Below are 16,781 nucleotides of genomic sequence, written 5' to 3' on the forward strand. Positions count from 1 at the left end.
TAAATTTAATCCAAATTCTAGCTATAAATCCGCTTAACTAAACGACATTGACATATATACTGTTAATATACTTGATTCTGTTTAAACGACGATTATTTCAATCCACCAAAGTTCTTTAATTTGATTTGGGTTAATTTTTTCTTCGTGTCTTGAGGGAAATCACCTTTCATAATCCAATCATAATACATCGGATCTTTTAGTAAGGTGTCCTTTACTTTTAATCCTTTATATTTTCCAAAATTGAATAATTCATCGCCTTTGTCGCTCATAATCATGCGACCAGCAAGATCTACCATATTGCCTACAGAAAAATCGTGTAGTACTTGCATGTCATTTTTGATAGGCGTGCTTATTTTCCCTTCCGCATCTTTTACTTGCTTATCTGCATATCTTGCTATTTGGGCTTTTAAGATATGGTACGTCGCCAAGGTATCTGCTTCCGCACTGTGCGCATTTTCTAATTCCTTATTGCAATAGAATTTATATGCAGCTCCAAGCGTACGCGGCTCCATTAAATGGAAGATACGTTGAGAATCAATTAATTTTCTTTTTGAAATATCAAATTCAATTCCTGCTCTAAAAAATTCTTCAATTAAAAGAGGAATATCAAATCGTATACTGTTAAAGCCACCCAAATCACAGTCTTTCATGAATTGCGCTACTTGTTGTGCTATTTCAGCAAACGGAGGTTTGTCTGCTACATCTTTATCGTAAATGCCATGTATCGCGCTAGATTGATCTGGTATAGGCATGCCAGGATTTACACGGAATGTTTTTACTTCTACTTTTTCATCTGGTGGTGAAACGCGAACAATGCTAATTTCAACAATTCGATCTGTAGAAACGTTAACACCCGTTGTTTCTAAATCAAAGAATGCAATCGGTTTATTAATTTTCATTTTAAATGCATTTCCAGCATTGAACAAAGGTAATTGATCCATCATTATGCGTGTTGATTCAGTACGTGAGAAGTTAATTGTTTTAAATCTATGCCACCAAAGTTTCCAGAACTCATCAATAATAAGTTGCTATTCTTCCAATTCTGTTCGAATAGAAATTCTTCAAGTTTTTTACTATCTGTGAATACGTTCAATTTAGGATTTGCAAATGCTTCCATAATATCGGCTTCCGTAATTTCTTCCAAACGCTTGTGTTTAACTGTTTCTGGACTAAAATATACTACAGGGGTATCTGGTAATTTATAGGTGTCTCTATATTGAGATAAAAACTCTTTGTTTAAACTGCTAAATGTATGCAATTCCAATACTGCAACTAAGTTGCGATCGGGGAATTGTTTTTTTACGGCTTTAGAAGTTGCTTTTAACTTTGAAGGTGCGTGTGCAAAATCTTTAAACACAACATTTGTATCTGTTCTACCTAAAATTTCTAATCTATTCGCCGCACCTTTAAATGTTTTTATTGCATCATAAAACATTTTTTCAGTAATGCCTATTTTGATACAAACATTTTTTGCAGCACTGATATTTTTTAAATTATGTTTGCCAAAAACTTCTAATGGAACTTTACCTTTATCGGTTAATAAATACGTAATGCCCTTGATGATTTCGTTTTTTTCAGCAGAATAGGGGATTGCTTGAACGTCCGTTCTAGGCTTTCCTGCAATGAGTGTTGCAATGTCATCTGATTCGCTGTAAATTAATATTCCTCCCTTTGGGGTTGAATCGGCAAACGCATCAAACTGATGTACATACTCTTCAAATGTTGGATACACATTAATGTGATCCCAAGCTACACCGCTTATCAATCCTATATGGTGGTGATAATGTAAAAATTTAGGTGTTAAATCTAATGGAGATGTTAAATATTCATCTCCTTCAATAATTATAATTGGGGCATCTTCCGTGATTTGAACCATCGTATCAAAGCCTTCTAATTTTGCACCCACTAAATAATCAAACTTGCGATTGTATGTTTTTAATACATGCATTATCATAGCTGTGATGGTTGTTTTACCATGACTGCCACCAATAACGATGCGTTGCTTGTTCTTCGATTGTTCGTATATGTATTCTGGAAAGGAATATATTTTTATGCCGAGCTCTTTCGCTTTTAACAATTCAGGATTGTCGTTTCGCGCATGCATGCCCAAAATCACAGCTTCCAAATCTGTCGTTATTTTTTCTGGGAACCATCCCATTTCCTTCGGAAGGAGATTGTATGCTGAAAGCCTTGTTTTAGAAGGTTCAAAAATTTCATCGTCCGATCCTGTAACTTGATATCCTTTATGATGAAGTGCTAAGGCTAAATTATGCATTACAGCACCACCAATAGCTATGAAATGAACTCTAGTATTTCCCATTTTATTTTCTTGTATAAAACAAAAATAAAATAATTCATGATTAAATTATCATAGTGAATAAAGGAAAACGCATACTGTTGATAAGTATGTAGTTTATTCGTGTATTTTGGGTAAAGACGTATAAATGATTGGCTTTGTATATGTGGGTAAGGTGTTAATCGTTTGTTTGTACAATGTTAAGTGCCCACAACAAATGGACGCATAATAATGGGTACATTTGAGGTATGGAGTTTGGAAAATCGAGAACAAAAGCAACAGGATTTGTACCTAAAAATACGATTGCAAATGATTTGTTAACAGGGATGGGTAAATTGCCGCCTCAAGCTGTTGAAGTAGAAGAAGCTGTTTTGGGGGCATTATTACTTGAAAAGGATGCCTTAACTTCGGTTATAGATATTTTAAAGCCTGAAAGTTTTTATAAAGAAGCGCATCAAAAAATTTATTTAGCTGTTTTAGAATTATTTGATCGTTCTGAACCTGTTGATTTGATAACGGTTGTAAATCAGCTTCGTTCTAAAGCTGAATTGGAATTTGTTGGTGGCGCCTATTACATCACGGAATTAACCACAAAAGTAAGTTCTGCTGCAAACATTGAATTTCACGCACGTATTGTATCGGAACAATCCATTAAACGGAGTTTAATTACGATTGCTTCTAAAATACATAAAGATGCGTACGAAGACACAACAGACGTCTTTGAGTTATTAGATAAAACAGAAAAAGATTTATACGAAGTTTCTGAAGCAAATATTCGAAAGAATTATTCTGAAATGCGCAGTTTGATTGGTCAAGCTTTAAAGGAATTAGCTGAAAAGAAAGATCAAGCAGATGGATTAACAGGTGTGCCTAGTGGAATGGCAGACTTGGATAGAGTAACATCTGGTTTTCAAAAAAGTGATTTAATTATTATTGCTGCTCGACCAGGTATGGGTAAAACTGCATTTGTACTTTCGGCACTACGAAATGCAGCAGTAGACTTTAAAAAGCCTGTAGCTTTATTTTCATTGGAGATGTCGGCTGTTCAGTTAGTAAATCGATTGATTGCTTCTGAAGCAGAATTGGATAGTTATAAAATCAAAACAGGTAAGTTAGAAGATTACGAATGGCAACAATTGCACAGTAAGATTTCGCCATTAACTTCAGCCCCCATTTATATTGATGATACGCCGGGTTTATCCATTCGTGAATTACGTACGAAAGCGCGTCGTTTGAAATCTAGAAATGATATTCAAATGATCATAATTGATTATTTGCAATTGATGACGGCAGACTCAAATAATAAAGGTGGAGTTGGAAACCGTGAACAAGAAATTTCAGCCATCTCTCGAGCCTTAAAAGGCTTAGCGAAAGAATTGGAAGTGCCCGTTATTGCACTTTCTCAATTGAGTCGTGCAGTGGAATCCAGAGGTGGAGATAAACGTCCGCAGCTATCTGATTTACGTGAATCTGGTGCGATTGAACAAGATGCGGATATTGTTATGTTCTTATACAGACCTGAATATTATAAAATTGATGTGGATGAAGAAGGTAATCCAACAGCAGGTACAGGTGAAGTAATTATTGCAAAACATCGTAACGGTTCACTTGAAACTGTTAAACTAAAATACATTGGAAAGTATACGAAGTTTATGGATTTGGGTGGAGATTTTATTGATACAGACAGCAACTGGAGTGGAGATCAAAATAAATTTTTTAATGGACAATCGTTAGGAAGTAAAGTGAATGACTTTGGTGGAGATGACGATGGACCGGCACCTTTTTAAATTATAAGTGATGAGTTATGAATTATAAATGCAAAGAGTCCCGGAAATTAGCGAGACTCTTTGCATTTATGCATATCTTATACGACTAATTTTTATATTAAATCTCGATAAACCTTTCATAAAGGAATTCTGCCCAACTCTCAAACTTAACCTCATTTTATACATAATTCATTAATAAACTTTATATTTAATTTTAAATTAATAGAACACTACAATGAAACGAATTCTAATTGTCATTTGTATATTTTTTTTAAATGAGTATGCAAACGGCCAAATATACCTAGGTGCATCATCAGGAGTTTCAATAACAAAATTTAGAACTCATGATGTTTCCAACAAGAACAAAATCAACAATGCTAAATGTAAAAATTTAATTGGTTTTAATATTGATATTCCAATTTTATTTAAATTGAATAAAAATATAGCTATAGAATCAGGTCTTTCATATTTAAATATGGGTACTAAAATTGACGGAAGTCAATCTTTATATCGTATCATTGATCAAACCGATCCCATTTATCAATCACTAATACATGATGGTGATGCGAAGTATCGGTTGGATTATTTATCTCTTCCTTTAACTATCCATTTAACCATCCCCTTTAATAAGTATTCTGTTTATGTAAAAGCAGGCGGCTATATTTCATCTCTAATACATGGGGCGAATAAGTCAACAGGAACTAAATCTAAAAGAAATCTGAACTTTGGTGATGAAAAATTAAATACATTTGATTGGGGCGGCATTGTAGGGATAGGAGCGACGAGGAATGTTGGGAAGGGTTACTTGTTTTTTGATGCAAAATATATGATTGGGGCTTCTAATTTGAATAAATCAAACTTTCTATATTCCCTTCCTTTTGGAATGAATGAAATTAATAATAGAGGTGCTTTTTTAAATATAGGTTATATGATTAATTTAGGAAAAGTAAAGTAGTTTAACTTTATTTTAATCAATTGCATAACATTATTTTTAAATGAATTAGGACAATCCATCGTCAATCCGAGATATATTTATTTTGCTTATATTTTAAGTGGACTAAAAATTGAAACCATTTTTAATACAGCCAATAATAGATTTTTTTAGAACGTTTTTTAACGTTTAATTTCTACAAAAGAATGCAAATGTGAAATTTTGAACTGTTTCGAATGGAGTTATATGGTCTTCATTCATATATTCGACCAGATTAAAATTCTTTATTACAAGTTCTTCTAAGTCTTGCCCAGTGTATTGTTTTATATCTAAACCACTACACTTTAATGGGCCATTCTTTGAAAATGTTCCGATGATAAAGAACGAAGATACATAAGAATTAATAAGAGTAATGTACCTTTCAATATCTTTGGGCTGAGTTAAAAAGTGGAATGCCGCACGATCATGCCAGATGTCATATGTTCGGGTTGGAGAAAAAGTGTTTATATCACATACAATCCATTTTATTTTTGACGCATTTTTACCTAAACGCATTTTTGCTCGATTAATGGCTTCTTCAGAAATATCTAAAACGGTAATGTCTGTGTAATTTTCTTTTAAAAGATAATCGACCAGACAACTATCACCACCTCCAATATCTATAATAGCAGTTGCTTTAGATAGATTTGTATTATGAATAAAATATAATGATCTCTCGGGTGTCTCTTGTGTTCAACTTACTTCACTCGGACTTTTAGTTGAATAAATAGTATTCCAATGTTCCTTCGAATGGTTATTTAGTTCATTCATGCTGCTATAAATGTTAAGGTGCTTTTTTCTTGAATCTCTGAAGCTCGTTTTCTGAACAAGCCTAAAACTAAACTATTGTCCGACGATTGACTTGAGCGAAGCATGTTTCTGTCTTTTTAGTCTTGACTATATCGTAAATAATAATCATAGATTGTAAAATGAAACGCGTCAGTCAAAGAATGGCGTGAGGTTAGAGCTAAGGATAGCGAGTGAAGTCGATCAGTATTTAATCCAAAATTCATAACTCATAATTATCTAAACAAAAGCCTGTAAAGTCTTACTTAGTTTGCCTTCATCCATATAACCTGAACCACGCCAAACAACCTTACCTTGTTTAAATAAAATCATGGTTGGCACACCTTTTACTTGATAGGCTTGTGCAGCAGATGCGTTTTTATCGACATCTACTTTTATTACTTTCAATCGATTTGAAAACTTCGATGCTACTTTTTCAATTACAGGGGCAAGCTGTTTACAAGGCCCACACCAAGTCGCATGAAAATCTACCAATACAGGTGTTTCAGATTGAATTAATTCTTTAAATGAAGACATAAGCTTATTTTTTTTTGCTGGAAAATGAATTTACTAATAATCCGCCCATTACAGCACCATAAGCGGTTGAATTATACCAAACAGATTGTATCAAGCAATGACCACTACTACAACCTACAAAATTCCAATATAGAAACCCCGCAAGTGCACCCAATCCTATTCCCAATAGGGTATTTCGTAGTGTTTTTGAAATACGCATCATAGAAGTTCTACCTTTTAATTTAGTTCTTTTTGTTTTCTAAGGCCGTTTTTATTGCACCATATCCTCCTTCAACATCAATGATGTTCGTAAAGTTTCTGGACTTTAATATTGATTCTGTTATAACGGATCTATAACCACCAGCGCAATGAATATAATATGTTTTAGATTTATCTAAGTTAGAAGTCCAATCATTTATGTAATCTAAAGGAAGATTTTTAGCCGCTTCTAAATGCTCTACTTCAAATTCACTTTCTCTTCTTACGTCAATGATATTAGTCTCAGAGGATAACGTCTTTACAAATTCATCTGCAGAAATTGTTTTAATGATATCTTTCGGTTTTTTAGCTGCAGCCCAAGCATTATAACCTCCCTTCAAATATCCAATCACAAGATCCACACCCACGCGCGATAATCGAATAATGGTTTCTTCTTCCTTACCTTCGTCTGTAATTAATAAGATCGGTTGATCTGTAGTACCAATAAGTACACCAGACCATGGCGCAAATTGTCCATCAAGACCTATGTTTATGGCTCCGGGTACAAATCCTTTTTTAAAGTCTTCCGGTTTTCGAGTATCTAATAATAACGCATGTGTTTGTTGTTGCATGTTCTCAAATGCTTGTACATCTAAGGCTATGCTTCCTTGTCTAATAACATCCGTAACATTTGCATAACCTTCTTTATTCATCAATGCATTCATGCTGAAATAGGAGGGCGCAGGTTGTAAATCATCGAGAACCTCTTGGATAAATGTGTTCTTGTCTGTTGCTTTTAAAGCATAATTTATTGCTTTTTGATTGCCGAGTGTATCAAAAGTATCTTTACTCATGTTTTTACCACAAGCAGATCCTGCACCGTGAGCAGGGTAAATAAGAATTGAATCAGGTAATGTTTTGATTTTTGTGCGCAATGATTCAAAGAGCATTCCTGCTAAATCTTCTTTCGTTACATTGCTTTTAATGGCAAGGTCTGGTCTCCCTACATCCCCAATAAATAATGTATCCCCAGTAAATAGCGCATGTTTATTCCCTTGTTCATCGTATAATAAATAACAACTAGATTCTAGGGTATGTCCTGGAGTATGTAGTACTTCAATAATTAATTTTCCAAGCTTTATTTTTTCACCATCGTGTGCAATATGACTTTTAAATGTAGTCTCCGCATTTGGCCCATAAACGATAGTTGCACCAGTTGCTTCTGCTAAATCAATATGGCCAGAAACAAAATCAGCGTGAAAATGTGTTTCTAAAATATATTTTAACGATGCTTTATTATGCTCTAGTTTTTTTAAATACGGTTGAATATCTCTCAAGGGATCAATAATGATTGCTTCTCCTTCTGATTCGATATAGTAAGCAGCTTCTGCTAAACATCCGGTGTATAATTGTTCGATTTTCATATTCAATGTATTGCTTGATGTGTAATAACTTCTTTATATATAATTGCGATTCCCATAAGTAAGATGAACCAGCTAAAAATAATTTTTAGCTTTTGAGCTTCAATTAAGTGATTAAATCTGCTGCCTATTGTTACACCTATAATAGAGAAAAAGGAATAACTTACTATTTGTATCCAATCAACATGTATGCTATTTAAATCACTTGCAAACCCCACAAGTGAATTTATGGTAATAATTATTAATGATGTCCCAACGGCAGTTTTTATAGGTGTTTTATTAACGACAACCAAAGATGGTATAATTAGAAAACCACCTCCAGCACCCGTTATTCCTGTAATAAATCCGACGAGCGCTCCTTCAAATGGAATAAATCCTAATTTCTTTTCTGCAATTGAGCTGTTTTTATTTTGAATGGAACTTGTAATCATACTATAAAATGCCGCTACCATAAATACACCAAATAAGAGCATGATTAAATTGTTTTTTTCGATATGTATATGAGTTCCCCAATCAATAGAGTTGGGTAGCATAGGGATCAAATAATTTCTAGTTATTAATACAATTATAATGGATGGAATAACGAATAATAATGCAATTTTTAAATCATATTCTTTCTTTCTTATATATGTGAACGCACCAAAGCTACTTGTTAATCCAACTATGATGAGGGAGTAGGTTGTTGCTAATAATGGAGGCATATCCAATGCATAAACTAGGAGTGGTAATGTAATAATTGAACCGCCGCTGCCTAGTAGACCAATAACAATCCCCATAAATAATATACCAATAAATGCTACTATTTCCATTTTGTTACATGTTGCAGTTGCATTTTTCTACACAACGTATGATTTCACTTAAGCCTTTTTCTTTTAAAGAATAGTAAACGGAAACACCTTCTTTTCGGGCTTGGAGTAATCCTTTCAATTTCATGTTTTGTAAATGATGTGATACAAGAGATTGTTCTGCATCTAATCGTTCACACAATTGATTCACCGATAATTCTTCTTTTTGTGTTAAATGCTCTACAATGCTCAAGCGTAATGGATGAGCAATGGTTTTTAGTATATAGGCTGCTTTTTCAAGCTTTTCCGGAGATATTTTAAGTGGTTTTGACATATACTGAAATTATATTCTAATATATGAACATATTATCATATATAAAAGGTTCATATATTAAAAAGAAAAATTATTCATCTTAAATTCTATAAATATTGAAATAAGTAATAAATACGATTGGGTCTTGCATAATAATAAAGACGAACGATTTGTTCAATAGCTAAAAATGAATAAAGCTGTATGTAAATTTATTTTCGTATTCTTTTCCCTAAAAAAATGAATAGGCATGATATCATAATAAAGAATAGTATTAATAATGCAGCATTTATACCCGCCAATTGAATTCCTATTTGATTGACGTTAATAAATGGGTAGGGATAATATACTGAAAAGTGACCACGAATAAGAATGAATAATAAATAGCATACAGGGTATATCAACCATTTGGGAATATTTTTATACGAGTCATACTTTTTGGATTCATCTAGATACCAATAAATAATTATTGCTAATGGAATAAGGGTATGTAACAATTCGTCTACTATTCTGTCTAAACCTTGTGGATTCCAAATATGCCTTAGTGCTACTTGATAGACGAATCCAACGATGGTTATGTAAACGGTTAATTGTGTTAAATACGTTATTGGAAGTGCCGAGTTTTTTGTTTTGGATACAAACCCAATAAAAAGTTGTGTCATATACACAGCAACGAGTATATTGGTAAGTATTGTAAAGAAACTAAAAAAGCGAATGGTTGTTTCAGGTATGGACGCAATTCGATGTTCCATCATTAAGATATATTGCGTGATAACTGCAAACCATCCCAAAAGGGCAATTGTAAGACTAAAATATTTTTTCATGAACAGGCTTTAAAAGATGATTGAAAAAGTAGAAATGAATTTCTTTTACTAAAATAAACGTTGCGCTATTCACAGAACTATTAACCTTTCCTTAAAGTATATAACTTAATAAATAATCCTTATTCCATTAAATCAATCTCTAAATTTTGCTTGGCATTTTTTAATTCAGCAAGTGTCTTCATTTCATTTAATGAACTTGCCAATTCTATACCTTTATCGTAAATGGTTAATGCCGTGTCCATTTTATTGTTTTCAGTAAAATATTCCGCTGCTTGATAGTAAGTAGGAAGATAATCGGGGAAAGAGTTTAATAGTTTCTCAAAGTATATTAGCCCCTCGGTACTATTCGTCTTTTTATGTTCCAAAGCAATACCGTAAATAATAAACGGGTCATTTGGTTGTTCTTGATGCAGTTGTAGTAAATAGTCTAATCTATTCATGAATTAATTGTCATTATTACATAAAAAATGTAACTTTTATCTATATAATCAAGTTAAATATAATATATTGAATGGCAATGTATCCGTCAATTTATTAAATAAATTCAGTTTGAATGAACGACGGTAGTTCAGACGTTACTTATTAACTATACAACCGATGAAGATTTTAGTTTGCATCACACACGTTCCCGATACTACTTCCAAGATTTCTTTTACAGATAATGCTTTTAATACTTCTGGTGTACAATTCATCATCGGCCCGTATGACGAATATGCATTATCAAAAGCCGTAGATTTAAAAGAACAACACGGAGGAACCATTACAGTTTTAAATGTGGGCGATGCCGAAACAGAACCCACCATTCGTAAAGCACTTGCAATTGGAGCAGATGATGCGATTAGAATTAATGCTATTCCTAAAGATGCCGGATTTGTTGCTGCTCAAATTGCATCAGTAGCTAAATCAGAATCATACGATTTGATTTTGATGGGAAGAGAATCAATTGATTATAATGGAGGCCTAGTGCATGGATTAGTGGCGGATTTATTAAGTATGCCTTGCATTACACCTATAATGAAATTGGATATTGATGGGACTCTTGCCAAAATGAGTCGTGAAATAGAAGGTGGTAAAGAATCCGTAGAATGTAACTTACCATTTGTTGCTGGTTGTCAGGAGCCTATCGCTGAATGGAAAATTCCAAATATGCGTGGAATTATGTCTGCAAGAACCAAAGCATTAAAAGTTGTAGAACCCATATCCGTAGTTGATGATGTCGTATATGGTAGTTATTCTTTACCTGCACCTAAAGGCGCTTGTAAAATGATTGATGCTGCTAATCCTGGTGAGTTGTTAACTTTATTAAGAAACGAAGCTAAAGTACTTTAAAATTGATTTGTGTTTCACTCTAGATAGAAAAAATATGTCGGTATTAATATATGTTGAGTCTAATGGCTCAGAAATTAAAAAATCTTCTCATGATGCCGTTTCTTACGGTGTTCAGGTTGCATCTAAATTAGGTGGGACAGCTACCGTTATTGCAGTTGGTGATATTCCACAAGAGCAATTAATTGCTTTGGGTAATTTTGGTGCAACTTCGGTATTGAATGTTACAGGTGGTGCTTTTAACCAAAGCAATCCTTCAGCTACAGCTGCTGCAGTTATTGAAGCAGCCAAAAAAGTAGGTGCAAAAGTAGTGGTTTTGCCAAAATCAACCTTGGTTGATTCCATTGCATCAAAAGTGGCTTCACAGTTAAAGGCAGGGGTGGTGACTAATGTTACTGAATTGCCAGAAACAAGTTCTGGGTTTCAAGTAAAACGTTCTATCTTCACAGGTAAAGCTTTTGCTACGGTAACGATTAACTCAGACATTAAAGTAATTACCTTAGCAAAAAATGCGTATCAAGGCACTGAAACGGGAGGGAAGGCAACAGTTGAGGTTTTAGCTCTTTCCTTAACTGATTCAGATACTAAGGTTAAAACCACGAATGTGGAAAAAATGACTGGTGAGTTATTATTAACGGAAGCAGAAATTGTGGTTTCAGGTGGAAGAGGCTTTAAAGGCCCTGAAAACTGGGGACTCTTACTAGATTTAGCAAAAGCATTGGGTGCTGCAACAGGATGTTCTAAGCCTGTTTCGGATATGGATTGGAGACCGCACCATGAACACGTTGGACAAACAGGTGTAAAAGTAGCCCCAAATTTATATATTGCAATAGGAATTTCAGGAGCGATACAACATTTGGCTGGTGTGAACTCATCCAAGTGTATAGTTGTAATCAATAAAGACCCTGAAGCACCGTTCTTTAAAGCTGCAGATTATGGCATTGTAGGTGATTTATTTGAAGTGTTACCGAAATTGACTGAAGCTGCCAAATTGCTTAAATAAGCGTATCATTAGAGTGGAGAAAATTAGATTAGAAATTATAGGATTATCCTCGAGTCAATCCCAAACGGGTTCGTTTGCATTGGTTTTAGGCGAGGTGAATGGTAATAGACGATTGCCAATTATTATTGGAATGTTTGAGGCGCAAGCAATTGCAATCGAAATTGAAAAAGTGATTCCAAACCGACCAATGACACATGATTTATTTAAATCATTTGCATTGTCGTTCCATTTTGTTGTGGAAGAAATTGTGATTTCAGATTTGAAAGAAGGTGTATTCTTTGCTAAAATCATTTGTTCGGATGGAATTAAAACAATTGAAATTGATGCCAGACCATCCGATGCTATTGCCATTGGTTTACGGTTTGATGTGCCCATTTTCTCCTATGAAACGATTATGTCCGAAGCTGGTATTGTCTTAAATGATGACATGGAAGACGAAATAGGGGATGATGATGAAGAATTGGAGGAAGCTGCAGTTGGTTCATTAAAACCAGATTTATCCTCCTCAGGTAAAGAAGATCAAATGAAAAACATGTCATTAGATCAATTACAATCGATGCTAGATGAAGCTATAGATAATGAAGATTATGAGAAGGCTGCACGTGTGCGAGATGAAATAAATAAACGCAATTAATATTCAAATCTACTATAAATAAAAAGCAAACTTAAGTTCTTGAGTTTGCTTTTTATTTATAGTAGAAAAAAAAACCTGTAACACAGTTACAGGTTTTTTTTATTTTATTTGAATTCGATTTTAGAAAATAGAATTGTCATTTGGTGAGAATAAATCACCCATTGGTTTTTCATCCTCTTCAACCTTTGGAGTTTCTACAGGTGCAGTATAGGTAAGTATTTCTACTTCTTCAACTTTTGGTGCTACAGGTGTAGAAGCTTTTTTAGGTGCAGACTTTTTAGGTGCAGCTGCTTTCGCAGGTGTGCTAGCCTTCTTAGGTGCAGCGCCTTTCTTAGCTATTGCTTTTTTAGGTGCAACAACTTTTTTAACAGCTTTTTTAGCTACTTTGGTTACTGCTTTTTTAACAACAGTTCCTTTTTTAGCAGCAGCCTTAACTACTTTTTTAACAGCTTTTTTTGCAGGTGCTGCTTTCTTAACAGCTTTTTTAGCTACTTTTTTAACAGCCTTTTTTACTGGCGCTGCTTTCTTAGTAACTTTTTTTACTGCTTTTTTAACAGCCTTTTTTGCAGGTGCTACTTTTTTAACAGCCTTTTTAACTACTTTTTTTGCAGCTTTTTTAGGTGCAACTTTTTTTGCAGGTGCTGCTTTTTTTGTTACTTTATTAGCAACTTTTTTTACTTGTTTCGCAACTTTCGCAGCTACTTTTTTAACAGCTTTTTCAGCCTTTTTTAGAGTTTTCTTCATTGAAGATTTCTCTACTTTCTTTACTTTTTTTGCCATGGTTCGTCAGTGATATAAAAATATTCTCTTGTACTAAAGTTATTTAATACTCTAAAATAAAAAAAATGTTTTATATTAAAATTTTGTTTGACATAAATATTTAAAAATAAATGAAAGTATTGTCTTTTATTGATCACGAATTTGAAGATTTAGAGTTTTGGTATCCTATTTTAAGGCTACGCGAGGCAGGTTGTGACGTTATTATAGCAGGGCCAACCAAAGGTGAAAAGTATATTGGAAAGTACGGTGTGCCTGCTTTAAGTGACATTACATACGAAGATGTGGATGCTTCTGAATACGATGCTTTACTAGTGCCAGGTGGTTGGGCACCAGATAAAATTAGAAGATCTCCTAAAGTACTAGAGATTGTTCGTGAAATGCATGCCGACCAAAAAGTAATTGGGCATATTTGTCATGCGGGTTGGGTATTGGCATCGGCTAAAATATTATCGGGGATTAAGGTTACCAGTACACCTGGAATTAAAGATGATATGGAGAATGCAGGTGCTATCTGGTTTGATGTGCCTGCAATGGTTGATAAAAATATTGTTTCTGCTCAACGGCCACCAGATCTTCCTGAATACATGAAATTGTTTATTCAAGCGTTACAGTTATAATCAAGAATTTGATTTAAGTATTATGGTACATATGAAGTTTAAGCGCATTTTTATGCTGTTTAGCCTGTGGAGTTGGTCAGTTACATTAATTGCTCAGGTATCTATTAAAGATCGTTTAAATACTATTTTAAACGACAGTTTACTCATTCATTCATTTGTTGGTGTATCTGTCAGGGATGTTGCTACAAACAAGCTTGTATATGAGCGGAACGGAACACTTTCTTTTACTCCTGCATCAAACTTAAAACTCATTACAACTGCCGCAGCCTTAGATTTGTTGGGTGCAGATTATCGCTTCATAACAAGGGTATATTATTCTGATACCATAAGTAATCATTCTTTAAAAGGTGATCTAGTCATTAATGGTGGGGGAGATCCTACACTCGGTTCTGATAAAATGAATGGTAGCTTATCCTATCAATTGCTCATGAGGAATATTGTGAGCGAATTGAAATTGAAAGGCATCACACAAATCGAGGGTAGAATTGTGATTGATCCGACACATTTTGAATATAATCCCATACCAATGGATTATACATGGGCTGATATTGGGAATTACTATGGTGCTGGAAGTTTTGGTCTGAATTTAAATGAAAATCAAACAGTCATAACGCTTAAGCCTTCTAGTAAGGTAGGAGGAATAACTTCTTTACAATCAATTCTTCCATGGGATTCAAGTTGGTCTTTTATAAATCATATTAAAACAGGAGTGTCTAATTCTGGAGATAAATCTATTATCTATTCTTCACCATATAATCCGTTGTTCTTTGGCGAAGGTACAATACCTATGGGTACTGCATACGCTGTAAAGGCTAGTATATCTGATCCTTCTACCTTGTTTGCCAACCTTTTAATTGCAGAAATGAATAAGCAGGGTGTTGTGTTTAAAGGAACTATTAAAATTGTACAATCGGATGATATTAAAATGAATACATCTAAAATGAATATTGTTTTTGAGCATAAATCGCCTACGATTAAAGAAATTTGTACATATGCGAACTTAGTAAGCAATAATTTATATGCAGAGTGTCTGCTAAAAGAAATTTCATTTAAAATGAATGGAGTTGGATCTGCTCAAAATGGGATTAATCATATTAAAAAATACTTATCTAGTAAAAATGTAGATACTATTGGCATGGTATTGCGGGACGGTTCTGGAATGTCGCCATTTAACAGTATTTCACCAAATCAATTTACTCAATTTTTAGTTTCAAAGAGTTTAAATACCATATATGTTACGAGTATACCAATAGCTGGATTACAAGGGACTGTAGCTCATATTTGTAAAGGCTCAGAGGGTAAAATAAGAGTTAAGAGTGGTACTATGAACGGTACAACCTGCTATTCGGGCTATGTTCAAACGAATTCTGGAAATAGGTATGCAGTTTCATTTATGGTAAATAAACATGAAGCGAAAAATCGGATGGTGCAACACGTCTTGTCTACTGCTTTAATGGAAATTATGAGGAGTAATTAGTAGTTGTAAAATAAAAATAGCAACTGTTTATTTTGCTATTTTTATTTTATAAGAGTTTTTTTTAGAAATCTAATTCTTCATTATTTCTTTTAGGGAAAAGCCACGAAGCCAATACCGAAATTGCTAGGACAGAAACTACAAATAATAAAGCAAACTGATGGTTAATAACATACCACTCATGGATAAGTAACTTTACACCTACGAATGATAATATGACAGCCAATCCGTAATTGATGTAATGGAACAACTTCATTACGCTGGACAATGCGAAATACAAAGAGCGAAGACCCAATAAGGCAAAGACATTCGATGTATAGACAATAAAGGTGTCTGTTGTAATTCCTAATATGGTTGGAATGGAATCGACAGCAAAAACAACATCCGTACTTTCTACAATTAATACAACAATAAATAATGGTGTAGCATATAACAAGCCATCTTTACGTACAAAGAAATTATCTCCTTCGTATGTTTTTGTGACACGCATAAACTTGTTGGTTAATTTCAAAATGATATTGTTTTCAGGATCCATTTCGTCATCATTACTGGAAAATAACATCTTAATACCTGTATACATAAGGAATAAACCCAATATGTATAATAGCCAATCGAATCGCTCTATTAATTCAATCCCTACAATAATGAAGAAGCCTCTAAGTACTAATGCACCAATTATTCCCCAGAACAATACTTTTCGTTGATACTCTACAGGAACTCTGAAATAATTAAAGATCAACATGAAAACAAATAAATTATCTACACTTAATGATTCTTCGATTACATAGCCTGTGAAAAACAATTCAGCTGCTTCACGACCCTTCCAAAAATACACGAATACATTAAATGCAATTGCTAATCCAACCCAGAATGCACTCCATATTAAAGCTGACTTTGTAGTTACAACTTTTGTTCCTCTGTGGAATACGAATAAATCGAGTACTAAAAGTGTTAAAATGCTAATGTTGAATATAATCCAAAATAGTGCTTCGTTCTCCATGTTCTGTTATAAGTACATTTTAGTATAATGCGAAATGTAAAATTACTCCAATATTCTTTATTGGCAAAAGTTATT

The 16,781-nt window shown here is 33.7% G+C and carries 19 protein-coding genes; 7 read left to right on the top strand and 12 right to left on the bottom strand.

The annotated features are described in order from the left end of the window. Positions 1-92 precede the first annotated feature (92 nt). Complete coding sequence (locus tag Q0543_RS13530) at positions 93-944, bottom strand: 3'-5' exonuclease (RefSeq protein WP_299254100.1); 852 nt, start codon at positions 942-944, stop codon at positions 93-95. Further along, a complete protein-coding gene (locus Q0543_RS13535) occupies positions 944-2,320 on the bottom strand; it encodes a Mur ligase family protein (protein WP_299254102.1) in 1,377 nt (458 codons plus the stop codon). Before Q0543_RS13535 ends, Q0543_RS13530 begins: the two co-directional genes overlap by 1 nt. A gap of 224 nt (positions 2,321-2,544) precedes the next feature. Here Q0543_RS13535 and dnaB point away from each other — a divergent pair, with 224 nt between their 5' ends. Then, a complete protein-coding gene (gene dnaB, locus Q0543_RS13540) occupies positions 2,545-4,083 on the top strand; it encodes a replicative DNA helicase (protein WP_299254104.1) in 1,539 nt (512 codons plus the stop codon). 214 nt (positions 4,084-4,297) lie between these two features. Beyond that, positions 4,298-5,017, top strand: coding sequence for a porin family protein (locus tag Q0543_RS13545; RefSeq protein WP_299254106.1), 720 nt, complete (start codon positions 4,298-4,300; stop codon positions 5,015-5,017). Between the two features lie 165 nt (positions 5,018-5,182). Here Q0543_RS13545 and Q0543_RS13550 read toward each other — a convergent pair whose 3' ends face one another. The 8 genes from Q0543_RS13550 to Q0543_RS13585 all read right to left on the bottom strand — a co-directional run bounded on the left by Q0543_RS13550 (position 5,183) and on the right by Q0543_RS13585 (position 10,312). Then, positions 5,183-5,692 (bottom strand): class I SAM-dependent methyltransferase, encoded by a 510-nt coding sequence (locus tag Q0543_RS13550; protein WP_299254178.1) that lies wholly within the window; start codon positions 5,690-5,692, stop codon positions 5,183-5,185. 366 nt (positions 5,693-6,058) lie between these two features. After that, positions 6,059-6,355 (bottom strand): thioredoxin, encoded by a 297-nt coding sequence (trxA, locus tag Q0543_RS13555; RefSeq protein WP_299254108.1) that lies wholly within the window; start codon positions 6,353-6,355, stop codon positions 6,059-6,061. A 4-nt stretch (positions 6,356-6,359) separates the two neighbouring features. Next, positions 6,360-6,557 (bottom strand): DUF6132 family protein, encoded by a 198-nt coding sequence (locus Q0543_RS13560; protein WP_299254110.1) that lies wholly within the window; start codon positions 6,555-6,557, stop codon positions 6,360-6,362. Between the two features lie 19 nt (positions 6,558-6,576). Further along, the gene (locus Q0543_RS13565) at positions 6,577-7,956 is read right to left on the bottom strand and encodes an MBL fold metallo-hydrolase (protein ID WP_299254112.1); all 1,380 of its coding nucleotides are present in this window, start codon (positions 7,954-7,956) and stop codon (positions 6,577-6,579) included. Between the two features lie 2 nt (positions 7,957-7,958). Continuing rightward, a complete protein-coding gene (locus tag Q0543_RS13570) occupies positions 7,959-8,762 on the bottom strand; it encodes a sulfite exporter TauE/SafE family protein (RefSeq protein WP_299254114.1) in 804 nt (267 codons plus the stop codon). Between the two features lie 4 nt (positions 8,763-8,766). Continuing rightward, positions 8,767-9,072, bottom strand: a complete 306-nt coding sequence (locus tag Q0543_RS13575; protein WP_299254116.1) for a metalloregulator ArsR/SmtB family transcription factor — start codon at positions 9,070-9,072, stop codon at positions 8,767-8,769. 188 nt (positions 9,073-9,260) lie between these two features. Then, a complete protein-coding gene (locus Q0543_RS13580) occupies positions 9,261-9,872 on the bottom strand; it encodes a Pr6Pr family membrane protein (protein ID WP_299254119.1) in 612 nt (203 codons plus the stop codon). 119 nt (positions 9,873-9,991) lie between these two features. Next, on the bottom strand, positions 9,992-10,312 hold the full coding sequence (locus Q0543_RS13585; protein ID WP_299254122.1) for a hypothetical protein: 321 nt from the start codon (positions 10,310-10,312) through the stop codon (positions 9,992-9,994). A 157-nt stretch (positions 10,313-10,469) separates the two neighbouring features. Here Q0543_RS13585 and Q0543_RS13590 point away from each other — a divergent pair, with 157 nt between their 5' ends. The 3 genes from Q0543_RS13590 to Q0543_RS13600 are packed head-to-tail and all read left to right on the top strand — an operon-like array spanning position 10,470 to position 12,835. Further along, positions 10,470-11,201: an electron transfer flavoprotein subunit beta/FixA family protein gene (locus tag Q0543_RS13590; protein ID WP_299254124.1), complete on the top strand. Its 732-nt coding sequence runs from the start codon at positions 10,470-10,472 to the stop codon at positions 11,199-11,201. A gap of 34 nt (positions 11,202-11,235) precedes the next feature. Then, complete coding sequence (locus Q0543_RS13595) at positions 11,236-12,201, top strand: electron transfer flavoprotein subunit alpha/FixB family protein (RefSeq protein WP_299254126.1); 966 nt, start codon at positions 11,236-11,238, stop codon at positions 12,199-12,201. A gap of 13 nt (positions 12,202-12,214) precedes the next feature. Further along, on the top strand, positions 12,215-12,835 hold the full coding sequence (locus tag Q0543_RS13600; protein WP_299254129.1) for a bifunctional nuclease family protein: 621 nt from the start codon (positions 12,215-12,217) through the stop codon (positions 12,833-12,835). A gap of 120 nt (positions 12,836-12,955) precedes the next feature. On the opposite strand, the gene Q0543_RS13605 is transcribed toward Q0543_RS13600, so the two are convergent. Further along, positions 12,956-13,615, bottom strand: coding sequence for an outer membrane integrity protein (locus tag Q0543_RS13605; protein WP_299254131.1), 660 nt, complete (start codon positions 13,613-13,615; stop codon positions 12,956-12,958). Between the two features lie 110 nt (positions 13,616-13,725). On the opposite strand from Q0543_RS13605, the gene Q0543_RS13610 reads away from it, so the two are divergent. After that, positions 13,726-14,232, top strand: a complete 507-nt coding sequence (locus Q0543_RS13610) for a type 1 glutamine amidotransferase domain-containing protein (protein ID WP_299254133.1) — start codon at positions 13,726-13,728, stop codon at positions 14,230-14,232. A gap of 52 nt (positions 14,233-14,284) precedes the next feature. Further along, positions 14,285-15,709 (top strand): D-alanyl-D-alanine carboxypeptidase/D-alanyl-D-alanine-endopeptidase, encoded by a 1,425-nt coding sequence (gene dacB / locus Q0543_RS13615; protein ID WP_299254135.1) that lies wholly within the window; start codon positions 14,285-14,287, stop codon positions 15,707-15,709. Between the two features lie 61 nt (positions 15,710-15,770). Here dacB and Q0543_RS13620 read toward each other — a convergent pair whose 3' ends face one another. After that, positions 15,771-16,706, bottom strand: a complete 936-nt coding sequence (locus Q0543_RS13620; RefSeq protein ID WP_299254138.1) for a TerC family protein — start codon at positions 16,704-16,706, stop codon at positions 15,771-15,773. Between the last annotated feature and the right edge of the window lie 75 nt (positions 16,707-16,781).

The organism is uncultured Cytophaga sp. (assembly GCF_937863595.1).
Classification (GTDB): Bacteria; Bacteroidota; Bacteroidia; order Cytophagales; family Cytophagaceae; genus Cytophaga.